General features: G+C 61.5%; 12 protein-coding genes and 1 tRNA gene. 5 read left to right on the top strand and 8 right to left on the bottom strand.

The window, feature by feature from the left end:
- Positions 1-230: 230 nt before the first annotated feature.
- On the top strand, positions 231-695 hold the full coding sequence (locus D0550_RS33110) for a type IV pilus modification PilV family protein (RefSeq protein ID WP_153067461.1): 465 nt from the start codon (positions 231-233) through the stop codon (positions 693-695).
- Here the strand turns inward: D0550_RS33110 and ispH are convergent.
- From ispH to murJ, 5 genes are all read right to left on the bottom strand, one after another.
- On the bottom strand, positions 688-1,653 hold the full coding sequence (gene ispH, locus D0550_RS33105; protein WP_116813457.1) for a 4-hydroxy-3-methylbut-2-enyl diphosphate reductase: 966 nt from the start codon (positions 1,651-1,653) through the stop codon (positions 688-690). The genes D0550_RS33110 and ispH overlap by 8 nt on opposite strands.
- Positions 1,654-1,705: 52 nt before the next feature.
- The gene (gene lspA / locus D0550_RS33100) at positions 1,706-2,254 is read right to left on the bottom strand and encodes a signal peptidase II (RefSeq protein WP_116813456.1); all 549 of its coding nucleotides are present in this window, start codon (positions 2,252-2,254) and stop codon (positions 1,706-1,708) included.
- 10 nt (positions 2,255-2,264) lie between these two features.
- Positions 2,265-5,069: an isoleucine--tRNA ligase gene (gene ileS, locus D0550_RS33095; RefSeq protein ID WP_116813455.1), complete on the bottom strand. Its 2,805-nt coding sequence runs from the start codon at positions 5,067-5,069 to the stop codon at positions 2,265-2,267.
- Between the two features lie 7 nt (positions 5,070-5,076).
- Positions 5,077-6,003, bottom strand: a complete 927-nt coding sequence (locus tag D0550_RS33090; protein ID WP_116813454.1) for a bifunctional riboflavin kinase/FAD synthetase — start codon at positions 6,001-6,003, stop codon at positions 5,077-5,079.
- A 177-nt stretch (positions 6,004-6,180) separates the two neighbouring features.
- Positions 6,181-7,764, bottom strand: coding sequence for a murein biosynthesis integral membrane protein MurJ (murJ, locus tag D0550_RS33085; protein WP_161966201.1), 1,584 nt, complete (start codon positions 7,762-7,764; stop codon positions 6,181-6,183).
- 310 nt (positions 7,765-8,074) lie between these two features.
- On the opposite strand from murJ, the gene rpsT reads away from it, so the two are divergent.
- The gene (gene rpsT, locus D0550_RS33080; RefSeq protein ID WP_116813459.1) at positions 8,075-8,344 is read left to right on the top strand and encodes a 30S ribosomal protein S20; all 270 of its coding nucleotides are present in this window, start codon (positions 8,075-8,077) and stop codon (positions 8,342-8,344) included.
- A gap of 93 nt (positions 8,345-8,437) precedes the next feature.
- Here rpsT and cgtA read toward each other — a convergent pair whose 3' ends face one another.
- The 3 genes from cgtA to rplU all read right to left on the bottom strand — a co-directional run bounded on the left by cgtA (position 8,438) and on the right by rplU (position 10,164).
- Positions 8,438-9,475 (bottom strand): Obg family GTPase CgtA, encoded by a 1,038-nt coding sequence (cgtA, locus tag D0550_RS33075; RefSeq protein ID WP_116813452.1) that lies wholly within the window; start codon positions 9,473-9,475, stop codon positions 8,438-8,440.
- An 86-nt stretch (positions 9,476-9,561) separates the two neighbouring features.
- Positions 9,562-9,819: a 50S ribosomal protein L27 gene (gene rpmA, locus D0550_RS33070; RefSeq protein WP_116813451.1), complete on the bottom strand. Its 258-nt coding sequence runs from the start codon at positions 9,817-9,819 to the stop codon at positions 9,562-9,564.
- Between the two features lie 30 nt (positions 9,820-9,849).
- Positions 9,850-10,164 (bottom strand): 50S ribosomal protein L21, encoded by a 315-nt coding sequence (gene rplU / locus D0550_RS33065; RefSeq protein WP_116813450.1) that lies wholly within the window; start codon positions 10,162-10,164, stop codon positions 9,850-9,852.
- 316 nt (positions 10,165-10,480) lie between these two features.
- Between rplU and ispB the strand changes: the two genes are divergently transcribed.
- The 3 genes from ispB to D0550_RS33050 all read left to right on the top strand — a co-directional run bounded on the left by ispB (position 10,481) and on the right by D0550_RS33050 (position 13,491).
- A complete protein-coding gene (gene ispB, locus D0550_RS33060; protein ID WP_116813449.1) occupies positions 10,481-11,449 on the top strand; it encodes an octaprenyl diphosphate synthase in 969 nt (322 codons plus the stop codon).
- A 62-nt stretch (positions 11,450-11,511) separates the two neighbouring features.
- Positions 11,512-11,588: transfer RNA gene (locus D0550_RS33055), tRNA-Pro, on the top strand.
- Between the two features lie 574 nt (positions 11,589-12,162).
- Positions 12,163-13,491, top strand: a complete 1,329-nt coding sequence (locus D0550_RS33050) for a DUF7662 domain-containing protein (protein WP_116813448.1) — start codon at positions 12,163-12,165, stop codon at positions 13,489-13,491.
- The last annotated feature ends 29 nt before the right edge of the window (positions 13,492-13,520 follow it).

Genomic DNA, 13,520 nt, shown 5'->3' with positions numbered 1-13,520 from the left:
GCAGCGTCAGATGTGTATAAGAGACAGCGATCACTTCGAATCGCCGCAGCTATTCATTCAGACCGTATCAACATGCCGTGGTCAACGGCACCCTGGTGTTCTGTGACCGTCGCGGACCGGCCCAGGCGCGCGCCATCATCATCAACACTGCCGGCCGTCCCCGGATTGCGACACGAGACTCCGACAATCGCCCTTTACGCTGTCCCAACGGATAGCCATCATGCTCGCGTATGGGAGGATCAATTACGCCATTGCGCGGTCGCCATTACACGCGCGGCTTCAACATCGTCGAGATTCTTGCCGCCTTGCTGGTCATGGCGGTGGCCATCGTCGGCATCGCCGCGCTTTATTCGGATCAAACTCACATTCCAGCGGATGCGCGCCTGCCGCTGCGTGCCGCGGAGCTCGCCGAGGGAATGGCTGAGCGCATTCGCGCGACTCCCGAAGGCCGCGACGGCTTTGCGACGACAGTCGGCGTGATCTGCAGCGAAAAGGCGAAAACCCGAACGGCTCAGGACCAGGCCGCACAGATCGCAGCGTGCTGGGAGGATGAAGTCGAGAGCTCGTTGCCCAGTGGCCTGGGCTCGATCTCACGCGATACGTCGATGACGCCGGCCAGTTATGTCGTCGCTGTGAGCTGGTCCGCGCCCGGCGCAGGCGCAGCGTCGTATGTGACTCGAGTGAATATCAGATAACCGGCCGCTGTTTTTCCGGCACCGGCACTCGCAGCTCGCGCGGCAAGCTGAACACGACATTTTCGACCTGGCCTTGGACATGCTCGGGCGCCTGTCCACCCCACTCTCGCAAGCGAGCCACGACACGCTCGACCAGCACTTCTGGCGCCGACGCACCCGCCGTCACACCGACGACCCGCTTGCTGTCGAACCACTCGCGCTTCAGGTCCTCGGGACCATCGATCAAGAAACCCGGGATGCCAGCCTTCTCGGCGATCTCACGCAGCCGATTCGAGTTCGAGCTGCTGGGTGAGCCGACGACCAGGATGATGTCGCAACGCTCGACCAGGCGCTTCACCGCGTCCTGACGATTCTGCGTCGCGTAACAGATGTCCTCTTTTCGCGGCGTGGTGAGCGTCGGGAAACGACGGCGCAAGGCGTCGACGACTCGCTGCGTATCGTCGACCGACAACGTCGTCTGGGTCACGAACGCCAGGCGCTCCGGATCCTTGATATCGAGCCGATCCACATCCTCGGGCGTCTCCACCAGCACGATACGACCACCGTACTGAGTATCGAACTGCCCCATCGTGCCTTCGACTTCGGGATGCCCCTGGTGCCCGATCAGAATCACTTCGCGACCTTCGCGCGCGTAGCGCGAGACTTCCATGTGAACCTTGGTCACCAGCGGACACGTCGCATCGAACACTTTGAGATCGCGACGACGCGCTTCCTCTTGAACTACGCGGGCCACGCCATGCGCGCTGAAAATGACCGTGGCGTCGTCCGGCACTTCATCCAGCTCTTCGACGAACACCGCCCCGAGGCTGCGCAAACGCTCGACCACGTAACGGTTGTGAACCACTTCGTGCCGGACATAGATGGGCGCGCCGAACAGCTCGATCGCGCGCTCGACGATATCGATCGCTCGATCGACACCGGCACAAAAACCGCGGGGATTGGCGAGAAGAATCTGCATGAGCTTGGAAGTGACTAATGACTGGTGACTAATGACTGCTCAGAAAAAACACTTACTTGCTCGGCGTTTGCGATGTGCCGTCGGCGGGGCGGCGATCGTGACCGCTCTCGAGAAACGCATCGATGAGCAGGCACGCGGCACCGATGGAGATCGCCGTGTCAGCGATGTTGAACGCCGGGAAATCCCAGGTGCGCCAGTTGAAATAAATGAAGTCGACGACGAAGCCGTGCATGACGCGATCGATCACGTTGCCAAGCGCGCCACCGAGCACCAGCGACAAGCCGATCGCCAGAATCGTCTGATCGGAACGGATGCGCCGCAGCCAGATCATCAACGTGAGACTCACCACCACCGCCAGCGTGATGAAGAACCATCGCTGCCATCCCGACGCCTGCGCCAGAATGCTGAACGCTGCGCCGGGGTTCTCCAGATACACGACATCCAGAATGGGCAGCAGCGCAATGCTGTCCTGAAGTTTCACGGTGCTGATGACCAGCGCTTTGGTCGCCTGGTCGAGGATCACCACGAAAAAAGACAGCCACAGCCAGTTGCTGCCGCCGCGGGTGGGCGTGAACCAGACTTTCGCCAGAGGGTTGGTCATCGCATCGACCTCAAGTAAAGCGCCGCTGTTCGCCGGGCCCGTCTACGTTGGTCACGCAGCGGCCGCAAAGTTCCGGATGAGTCGGGTTCTGCCCCACATCCGGACGCTTGTGCCAGCAGCGTACGCATTTGCTCGCCGTCGTCGGCTTCACAGCGATCCAGGTCGTGTTGCCCTCGCCCTCTGCCGCTGCGACTGCATCGGCCGGCCGGGTGTCGGCAGAATGCGCGCGCGCAGCTGAAGTGATGAACACGAAGCGAAGTTCCTCGCCGAACGACTGCAAAGTCTCCAGCAAAGGCCCCTGCGTGTACACGTCCACTTCGGCATCGAGCGGCGCACCGATCGAGCCGGCGTTACGCAGCTTCTCCAGTTCGCGCGCGATGGCGCCCCGGACATTGAGAATTGCATCCCAGTCGATAGACGGCTGCTGTGTCAGCTCTTTCGGCAGCTCAAAGAAGGTGTTGAAGAACACCGACTCGCTGCGGGCGCCCGGCATGTAACGCCAGATCTCCTCCGCCGTGAAGGACAGGATCGGCGCGAGCCAGCGCGTCAGCGCTTCGGCGATATAAAACATCGCCGTCTGTGCCGAGCGGCGCGGCAGGCTGTTCTTGCCCGTCGTGTAGACGCGATCCTTGGTGATATCCAGATAGAAACCACCCAGGTCGACACTGCAGAAGTTGTGCACCTTCTGATAGATCAGGTGGAACTGATAGCTGCGATACGCCGCCATCACTTCTTCCTGCAACTGATGGGTGCGCCACACAGCCCAGCGATCGACCGCGACCATCTCCGACGCCGGCACTTTGTCCGTCGCAGGATCGAAGCCATCGAGATTGCCGAGCAGGAACCGCGCCGTGTTACGGATGCGCCGATATGACTCGGCGACGCGTTTCAAAATCTCATCCGACAGCGCCATTTCGTTGGCGTAATCGGTGGCCGCGATCCACAGACGCAGCACGTCGGCACCGAGCGTCCCGATGACCTTCTGTGGCACGACGACGTTGCCCAGGGACTTGGACATCTTCCGTCCCTTGTCGTCGATCGTGAAGCCGTGCGTCAGCACCGCTTTGTATGGCGCACGATCGTGCTGAGCGACCGAGGTCAGCAGCGAGCTGTGGAACCAGCCGCGATGCTGATCCGAGCCTTCGAGATACAAATCCGCGGGATCGGTCACGTCGGGGTGCATCTTCGGCACGCAGTGGTGAGCACTGCCCGAGTCGAACCAGACGTCCATGATGTCGGGGACTTTCTCGTAGTCGGTCGCCTCGCCGCCGAGCAGCACCGCCGGATCGAGATCGAACCACGCGTCGATGCCACCCTCTTCCACGAGCTTGGCCACGTCTTCGAGCAACTCCACGGTGCGCGGATGCAACTCGCCCGTCACCTTGTGAGTAAACAAAGCGAGCGGCACGCCCCACGTGCGCTGACGGGAGATACACCAGTCCGGACGATCCGCGATCATGCCGTTGATGCGGTTCTCACCCCAGCCCGGAACCCATTTCACTTTCGCGATCTCGCGCAGCGCGCCTTTACGCAGACCCGCCTGCTCCATGCTGATGAACCACTGCGCCGTCGCGCGGTAGATCACCGGCGTCTTGTGACGCCAGCAATGCGCATAGCGGTGATTGAGCTTCGTCTCATGCAACAGAGCGCCACGCTCTTTCAGCACTTCGATCACATGTTTGTTCGCATCGAACACGCGCTCGCCTTCGAAAATGGGCGTGCCCGTAACGAAGCGGCCGTCGCTGCCGACCGGGTTGTAGACCTCGAGCTTGTACTTCAAGCCGACTTCGAAATCCTCCGCACCGTGGCCCGGCGCGGTGTGCACAGCGCCGGTACCATCATCGATCGTGACGTGATCGCCCAGGATCACCGGCACGACGCGCTCGTAGAACGGATGCTGGAGCTTCACACCTTCGAGCTTCGTGCCATCGACTTCGGCCAGGCGCGTGACATTCTCGACGCCCGCTCGCTTCGTCACTGCATCGACGAGCGCACTCGCGAGCACCAACAACTCAGTGCCAGTGTCGACCAGCGAATAACGCAGCTCGGGACCCAACGCGACCGCCTGGTTGGCGGGCAGCGTCCACGGTGTCGTCGTCCAGATGATCACGCTGGCCGGCGACTTCAATGCAGTCACGCCGAAACGCTTCGCGAGATCCTCGGGATCTTTGACAGCGAAACGCACATCGATGGCTGGCGATACTTTGTCTTCGTACTCGACCTCCGCCTCGGCCAGCGCCGAACGACAGTCGAGACACCAGTGCACCGGCTTCAAGCCTTTGTAGACGTGACCGTTGCGCAGGATCTCGGCGAACGAGCGCAGCTGTTCGGCTTCGTACTTCGGCGCCATGGTGATGTACGGACGATCCCAGTCGCCCATCACACCCAGCCGCTTGAAGTCCTCGCGCTGGCCATTGATCTGCGACTGCGCAAATTCGCGGCACGCCTGACGGAACGCGCGCGGATCGAGCGCCTTCACTTCCTTGCCGCGAGTCTTCTCGATCTGATGTTCGATCGGCAGACCGTGACAATCCCAACCGGGCACATAGGGCGCGTCGAAGCCATCCATCGAACGCGACTTGACGACGATGTCCTTCAACACCTTGTTGATGGCGTGACCGAGGTGAATCGCGCCGTTCGCGTACGGCGGCCCGTCCTGGAGAATGAACGTCGGCCGGCCCTTCGCAATCTCGCGCAGCTTCTGGTACGTCTGGGTGTCTTCCCAACGCTTGAGAATGTCCGGCTCACGACGGGCGAGATCCGCCTTCATCGGGAAGTCGGTTTTGGGCAGGTTGATGGTTTGCTTATAGTCCATATTCGATTCACGAACCCAATATCTGCCGCGCCTGCGCGGCGTCTCGATTCATCTGCTCAATCAGCGTGTCCATGTCGGCGAACCAGCGCTCCGGCCGCAGGTACGCGATGAAGTCGACGTGCACATGCTGGCGATACAAATCGCCCTCGAAGTCGAACACATGAGCTTCCAGCAGCAGCTCCTTGCCGTTCACCGCAGGGCGCGTGCCGAGACTCGCAACACCGGGCGCATCCTTCAATCCAGCGCCTGTGACGCGAATCGCGAATATTCCGGCGAGCGGCGTCGCGCGACGAAGCGTTCGCAGGTTGGCCGTCGGGAAGCCCAGCTTGCGCCCCAGCTTCTCGCCGTGGATCACCTTGCCCGTCATCCGATACGGACGACCGAGCAGCTTCGCCGCCTTGGCCATGTCCCCGACCGCCAGCGCCTCGCGAATCCCGGAGCTGCTGACGCGCTCGCCATCGATCTCGAACGGCGGCACTTCGGTGACCTCGAAGCCCGCTGTCGCCCCAAGGGTGCGCAAACAGGCGATGTCGCCCTGATTGTCGCGCCCGAAGCGAAAGTCATGCCCTACTACGATGTGGCGGGCGCCAAGCGCTTTTACCAGTACCTCATTCACGAACTCTTCGCGACCGAGCCGGCGCATGCAGTCGTCAAACCGCAGGCAGACGAAGCGATCCACCCCGTAGCGCTCCAGCGCATCGTACTTCTCGCGAAAGCGAGTCAGCCGGGCCGGCGGCGTGCCTTTGGCGAAAAACTCGCGCGGTGTCGGCTCGAACGACAGCAAAGCAGCCGGCAGGCCGTACTGTGCGGCGCGCTCGCGCAGCACACGGATCATCTCCTGATGCCCGAGGTGGATGCCGTCGAACGCCCCGATCGTCAGCACGCAGCCGCGTTGCCCGGCACGCAGGTTATACAGGCCCCGAATGAGCTCCACCGCGGCCCTCGTGCTCCGCCATTGCAAGGAAAACCAAAATATCATTCCCCTGCTGATTCTCGGCGGCTATCGCTTCGCCCGGCGAAGCATTCCGATCAGCTGCCAACCAGCAAGGCTAGGGTAGTCGACGAATCCTAGCTTCCGTAGGTGAACCGACAGTCCAACTGAAGGTGAACATTATAGGGAAGTCGCGGGCGGCTGCAGTCGGAACTGGCCGGCGCGTACGCCCATCGCCCACAACGCCACGAAATAAACCCCGATGCCGCCGGTCACCAGCCCGGCCAGCCAGGCGATTCGGTGCAGTTTCGGGGTGACCTGCCAGGTGGCGAGATCGCCGCCGAACCACCACAGGAACGCCGCCATCAGCACGCTCGCCACGACAATCCGGATCAGCAATCCCCGCATCGCCTGCCCGCGCCGGAGCACCTGTGAGCGGACCAAGCCGGTGTAAAGCAAAGTGGCATTCATCATGGCGCCGATGCCGTTGGTCAGGGCCAGCAGCGTGTGCGCGCCGGGTGTCTTTAGATTCCCGGTAAGCCACAGGCCGGCGACCACGACGACGTTCAGAATCATCGTCAGCCCGAGCGAGCGCATCGCGATTTTCACCGGGCCCTTGGTGTTCTGCTGGGCGTAGTACCCGGTCGCCAGCACCTTGATCATGCTCCAGCCCAGCAGGGCCAGCGAGAACGCCATCAGCGCGAGGCGTGTCATTTCCGCGTCCCTGGGCTTGAACTGACCGTACTGCAGAAGCGCGACGGTCAATGGACCGGCCATCGCGAACATGGCGACCGCCGCCGGGATCACGATCAGACACACGAGCCGAACCGCCCAGGCGAGTGTCGCGGAAAATTCTTCCGGCGACTTCTTGGCATGGTGCGAGGACAGGCTCGGCAGGATCACCGTGGCCAGCGCAATGCTGAACACGCCCAACGGAAACTCGACCAACCGGTCCGCGTAGTACAGCCAGGTCATGCTTCCGTCAGCGAGCAGGGACGCGATACCCGAGCTGATCATCACGCTGAGCTGCCCCATCGACGAACCGACGATCGCCGGCCCCATCAGCCTGGCAATGCGTTTCACCGCCTCGTGCTGCCAATTCCAGCGCGGACGGCGGATCACGCCGAGCTTGATGAGCGCCGGCACTTGAATGATCAGCTGGATCACACCGCCCACGAATACACCTATCGCGAGCGCCATGACGGGCGTCTCGAAATGCGGCGACACATAGGCGGCGAACACGATCAAAACGATGTTCAGCACCACCGACGTGAATGCCGGCAACGCGAATTGCTGATAGCTGTTGAGGACGCCGCCGGCGAGCGCAGTCAGCGAGACGAACAGCAGATACGGGAACGTCCAGCGGAGCATCTCCACCGCGAGCCCGAACTGGCCCACTTCCTTCGTGGTGAAGCCGGGCGCGCAGATGGCAACGATGACGGGTGCGGCGATCACACCAATGACAGAAACGACTGCGAGAAATGCGCCCAACGTGCCCGACACCGAGTCGACCAGCTCCCGCACTTCGTCTTTCGAGCGATTCGCCTTGTACTCGGCGACCACCGGCACGAACGCCTGCGAGAACGCGCCTTCGGCAAACAATCGCCGCAACAGATTGGGAATCTGGTTGGCGAGGACGTACACCTCCAGATACACCGCCGGGATCATCACGGCCTGAACGACGTCGCGCACCAGCCCGGTGATCCGGGACAGCAGCGTGGTAATTCCGACGATGGCGGTGCTACGGAAAAAGCCGCGGCTCATAGCGGGCCGGGCTCGATCGAAGTGGGCTGGACGCAGGTCATGGGGCGGCAATGGTAGTGAAGAAGCGGACCCGCTGCCCGAAAAGGGGACAGATTTAATTCGGGTGCACATGGCTGCGAGGGGCCGGTGGAAACCATCCTGTCTGTCTCCTTTTCCCCAAGCTCGCGCCGGATTATGGCCAGACGCAGGCAATTTCCCGTCCGCCGGATGACGAAATCCGCTATTTTCCTGGCGCCCGGCCAATTTGCCCTTGCCTTACGGCGGTTCGGTCGGCAGAATTCGCGACCTCTTTTTTGGAGCCTTCACGACCGTGGCCAATATCAAGTCCGCCGAAAAGCGCGCCCGCCAGACCGTCAAGCGCCGTGCCCGTAACGTGGCTGGCCGCTCGAAGCTGCGTACTGCCATCAAGGGTGTCGTGAACGCGGTGGAAGCCGGCGACAAGGACACCGCAGTTGCCAAGCTCAAGGCCGCTGGCCCGATCATCGACTCGGCCGTGAACAAGGGCCTGATCCATCGCAACAAGGCCGCTCGCCATAAGAGCAGCCTGAATGCGCGCGTGAAGGAGCTGTCGGCTGGCTAAGCCGATCTGCTGAATGCGGATACGAAAAAGCCGGGCTCTGCCCGGCTTTTTTATTGGCGCGCGGCTCGAAGCCGCCGCGCAGGCCGACTGGCGTTAACCCGCTTCCACCTCGCGCGGTGCGTCGATCTCTTCCAGTCGCTTCATGATCAGCTCGCACAACTCCTCAGTGCCCTGACGCGCAAGACCCGAGATCCGGAACACCGGCCCCTTCCAGCGCAACCGACGGACGATGTCCTTGCAGACCTTGTCAGCCTGATCCGGCGGCAACAGGTCCACTTTGTTCAATATGAGCCAGCGCTCTTTCTCCGCCAAATCGGCGCTGAACTTCTTCAATTCCGCGATGATCGCGCGCGCATCCTGCACCGGATCGGCTTCCGGATCCGGCGGCGACACGTCGATGAGATGCAGCAGCACGCGAGTGCGCTGGAGGTGCTTCAGGAACTGAATGCCGAGCCCGGCGCCGTCGGCGGCACCTTCGATCAGCCCCGGAATGTCCGCCATGACGAAGCTGCGATGGACGCCGACGCGAACCACGCCGAGATTCGGGTGCAGCGTCGTGAACGGATAGTCGGCAACCTTCGGCTTCGCCGCGGAAACCGCGCGAATCAGCGTCGATTTACCGGCGTTCGGCAAGCCTAGCAGGCCGATGTCGGCCATGACCTTGAGCTCGAGCCGCAGGTCGCGCTTCTCGCCGGGAAGGCCCGGCATCGCCTTGCGCGGCGTGCGATTGGTGCTCGTCTTGAAGCGCGTATTGCCCCAGCCACCTTTGCCGCCCTTGGCGACCAGCAGGCGCTGCCCCGGCTCGGTCACGTCCCCCAGCGCTTCCTCGGTGTCCACATCGACAATGGTCGTCCCGATCGGCACTTCGACCTCGAGGTCCGTGCCGCCCGCGCCCGTCATGTCCTTGCTCATTCCCGCCGTGCCGTGCGGCGCACGGAAGCTGCGGTTGTAGCGGAAGTCGGCGAGCGTGTTGATGCCTGCCTTGCCGACGAGGTAGATGTCCGCGCCTTTGCCGCCATCACCGCCATCCGGGCCGCCGAACGGAATGAACTTCTCGCGACGAAAGCTCGCAGCGCCGCGCCCGCCGTTACCGGCTTGAACTTTGATCGTGGCTTCGTCGACGAAACGCATGTTGCTAGTGTGAGTGCGCGGAGGGCTTAAAAAAAGAGCCCCGGCGGGGCCGGGGCTCTCTCTGTCCTGCGAAAGCGCTGTCCCGATTACTCGGCAACGACGCTCACGAAAGTCTTCTGCTCGATGCCGCGCTTGCGGAACACCACACGGCCTTCGGCCGTGGCGAACAGCGTGTAGTCCGTGCCGCAACCGACGTTGTCGCCGGCGCGATACTGCGTGCCGCGCTGACGAACGAGAATGTTGCCGGCGATTACGCGCTCGCCGCCGAACTTCTTGATACCGAGACGCTTGCTCTCTGAGTCGCGGCCGTTCTTGGTACTGCCGCCTGCCTTTTTATGTGCCATGGCGTGTGCTCTCCAAAATCAGTAGAAAAATTAGCCGCCGACGATGCCCGTCACCTTCACTTCCGTGAACGGCTGACGGTGCGTGCCCTGACGCAGGTAGTGCTTGCGGCGACGGAATTTGACGATGACTTTCTTGTCACCCTTGCCGTGGCTCTGCACGGTGGCCGTGACCTTGCCGCCGCTCAGGAACGGCGCACCGATCTTGACCTGATCGCCCGAGCCCACCAGCAGCACCTTGTCGAATTCGACATTGGCGCCAGCCTCGGCCTCCAGCTTCTCAACGCGCACGACCTGGCCTTCGCTGACGCGATACTGCTTACCACCCGTGGAAATGACGGCGTACATGATTGACCCAAGCTCCGGGGGCCGGGAGACCCCGGCTGAAAAGGGCGTGAAGTGTACGTAGCGGACGGGTTACTCGCAACTGCTAGAACCGCATCCAGAGCAAAAACTGCGGCGAAATACCCTTCTGACGCCTGCGCCGTCGGAATTCGCCCCGCGTTCGCGGCCGAACCCGCGGGCGCGCCCGGACATTTTACGAGCGAATTTCATGCGTTTCACGGCCTCCTGAAGACCGTGAAGACAACTAAGTCTGCGACATGCGACAGCTTGCGCTCCTGATGGGCTACCATTCGCCCTCGGCTTTTTCTCCTTGGAATCCATGAGCTTCGAGTCCATTAAAGCGCTGGTCGATGACGACCTGCGACAGGTCGATGCGGTCATCCGCAACCGCCTCGCCAGCGATGTGGTCCTGGTCAACCAGATCGCCGAATACATCGTCGGCAGCGGCGGCAAACGCCTGCGTCCCTTGCTGGTCGTGGCCGTCGCCCGTGCCTGCGGCTATCGAGGCGCGCAGCATTCCGAAGCCGCGGCCATCATCGAATTCATTCACACCGCTACCCTGCTCCACGACGACGTGGTCGACGGCTCCAAACTGCGCCGCGGCCGCGACACCGCCAATGAGGTGTGGGGCAACGAGGCCAGCGTGCTGGTGGGCGATTACGTCTACTCGCGCTCGTTCGAAATGATGGTGTCCCTGGAGAGCATGCGGATCATGGCCGTGATGGCCAGCGCCACGAACAAGATCGCCGAGGGCGAAGTGCTGCAGCTCCTGAACGCCAACGACCCGGAAACCACCGAAGAGCGGTACTTCGAGGTGATTTACCGGAAGACCGCCAAGCTGTTCGAAGCCGGCGCGCAGATCGCCGCGATCCTGTCCGGCGCATCGTCTTCCGTTGAGGCCGCGATGGCCGCCTACGGCCGCCACCTCGGCACCGCCTTCCAGCTGGTCGACGACGTACTGGATTACCAGTCAAACAGCGAAGAACTCGGCAAGAACCTGGGCGACGACCTCGCCGAAGGCAAGCCGACCCTGCCTCTTATATATGCACTGCGCACCGGCACCGAGGACCAGCGGGCGCTGATCCGACACAGCATCGAACAGGGCAACATCGATCAGCTCGCACAGATCACCGCCGCAATTGAATCTACCGGGGGCCTTGCGTACACTGCGCGGCTCGCGCGGCGGGAGGCCGCCCTCGCCATCGACGCAATCGCCATATTGCCCGACTCGGCGTATAAGCAAGCCTTGCGCGAACTCGCTGATTTCGCGGTTGAGCGCACCTACTAAGCGCTCGCGGAAGATCGATCCACCGGACAGGTTGATCGACGGTCAAGCCGCAATTCGGATTTCGGGGTGTAGCTCAGCCTGGTAGAGCGCTACGTTCGGGACGTATAGGTCGCAGGTTCAAATCCTGTCACCCCGACCATTCAAAACATTCAGTTTTTTTCTAGCGTTGAGGCTGGGGTTCCGGCGTAACTCTGCTCAGGGTGCGAGTGGGGTGTTCGGCGTTTCCGCGCGATCTGCGCAAACTGGAACCCATAAGCCCGCTGCCGGCCTGGCTGCTGGTCTTATTCTGCTCCTCCAGCACGTCGACCATGCCGCATGCAAACGCGCTCGCATTTCAGTTCTGCCGAATACGGCGCGACGTCTCCATGCCCATCCGCATCACAAGACGCCATGGCGGCAGCTTCCAACGAAGCAGCATGTGACGCGACTGATAACTAGCGGCGCTTAAGACGACCGAGCTGCAAGCGCTTATCAGCGAAACAGCGGACGAGCTCACCCGTACCCCGACGGCGCCGCCCAGCCGCCGAAATGTCATCGCGACGCTCAACAACGACTGTGATGAGCCAGCGCAATCATCGTCAGCCATAGCGCCCTGCCGCCGGTTCCGGCCGGCACGAAGCATCTCCGGCCAAGTTGCCCGCTCTGCGACTTTGATCTATGACTTGAAGATCGGGGCCGGGGCATAGTCATGAAAAACCAGAACCGGAAAGAATATGGCGGAAGCAAAGGATAAGGATGATCTGCGTTACGGGCCTCTCGGGCGGCACCTACGCGCGCTTCCGCCAGCTCAGAATGGCGTCACTCTGAGCTTTGATGAGATTGAAACCATTCTCAGCGCGACGCTGCCTCCTTCTGCTTTCCGGCATCGCCAATGGTGGGCGAACCAGTCAACCGGCTCGCGCGCACCGCATTTTGGGGACGCGGCGGGTTTTCAAAATGTCGAAAACCGGGTCGATGCCAAACAACGGCTCGTACGCTTTGTGCGAAAGAACGCAACAGTAAGACCGCCGCGCGCACTTTTATTGCAGGATGTTGTCAGCGAGGTCAACGAAGGCGCGCTCACGCGGCGTATCGGCAAGGTGCAGGAGTGGCGAAAAGGACATCGCGGCTTCACGAAGCTGCCGAGTGCGACGCTGTTCTATTCAAAGGTCGAGCAAGACCGTGAATGGGCTTTCCATGTTGGCGGCCTGAGTGAGCTGCAATTCAATGTCGGTTTCGAGCCGGTCGATGAGGTGAGGACATTCCGGCACGGCGTTGCATTCTCACTCCAGCCAACGCGCGAACTGCCGGATATCGATCCGCTCGTCCCGAAGATCGCGCGGTTCAATGAATATTTCCGGATCTATCCGGATTCGTTCGATGAACTCTCGATGTGGCATTGGGCCCCGGACGGCCAGCGCAGCGCTAACTCTGCAGTCGCCCCCATTCCGGACGAACTGGTAGCGCGCGGCATGTTCATATTCATCGGCGCATTGCAACCGGCCGATGCGATCGATATTGAATGGATACTCGATGACTTTGATCGGCTGCTGCCGCTATACGAGTATGTGGAAGGCACTGAAGCTTTTCCGAAGATCGCCAGAGAACGAAAGGGGTTCGTGTGGACACCGGGCAACAAAGCGCGTGTTGCTCGCACAACGTATGAGCGCAGTGCGCAGACTATAGACAAGGCGCTGCGACACAATCTTGTTCAAGATGCGCTTTTTAAGCATCTCGAAGAAATTCATGGCAAAGACGATGTGAGCGGAGAGCAAGAGTACGGGAACGGCACGCGTGTCGATGTCTCCGTTAAAGATGGGGATAGCTATGTGTACTACGAAATCAAGACGGGGCTCTCGGCGCAGAGCTGTATCCGCGAGGCTCTCGGCCAGTTGATGGAGTATTCGTACTGGCCGGGCGCTCAACAGGCCGAGCGACTGATAGTCGTCGGAGAAGCGACTTACGACAAGGACGCGAAGGCATACATCAAAAGACTGCGGACCGAATTCTGCCTGCCGATCGAGTATCAGCAGTTCGATATGAAGTTAGGGAGACTGATCTAATGCCTGTCTCTTATACACATCTCCGAGCC

Source organism: Steroidobacter cummioxidans, from assembly GCF_003104955.1.
Note: the sequence above shows the minus strand (reverse complement) of the source record. Positions and strands in the feature narration are given on the sequence as shown.

Coding starts and splice junctions, on each gene's coding strand:
- D0550_RS33110 (WP_153067461.1), top strand. CDS start 231: ATGGGAGGATCAATTACGCCATTGCGCGGTCGCCATTACACGCGCGGC.
- ispH (WP_116813457.1), bottom strand. CDS start 1,653: ATGCAGATTCTTCTCGCCAATCCCCGCGGTTTTTGTGCCGGTGTCGAT.
- lspA (WP_116813456.1), bottom strand. CDS start 2,254: ATGACCAACCCTCTGGCGAAAGTCTGGTTCACGCCCACCCGCGGCGGC.
- ileS (WP_116813455.1), bottom strand. CDS start 5,069: ATGGACTATAAGCAAACCATCAACCTGCCCAAAACCGACTTCCCGATG.
- murJ (WP_161966201.1), bottom strand. CDS start 7,764: ATGAGCCGCGGCTTTTTCCGTAGCACCGCCATCGTCGGAATTACCACG.
- cgtA (WP_116813452.1), bottom strand. CDS start 9,475: ATGCGTTTCGTCGACGAAGCCACGATCAAAGTTCAAGCCGGTAACGGC.
- rpmA (WP_116813451.1), bottom strand. CDS start 9,819: ATGGCACATAAAAAGGCAGGCGGCAGTACCAAGAACGGCCGCGACTCA.
- rplU (WP_116813450.1), bottom strand. CDS start 10,164: ATGTACGCCGTCATTTCCACGGGTGGTAAGCAGTATCGCGTCAGCGAA.
- ispB (WP_116813449.1), top strand. CDS start 10,481: ATGAGCTTCGAGTCCATTAAAGCGCTGGTCGATGACGACCTGCGACAG.
- D0550_RS33050 (WP_116813448.1), top strand. CDS start 12,163: ATGGCGGAAGCAAAGGATAAGGATGATCTGCGTTACGGGCCTCTCGGG.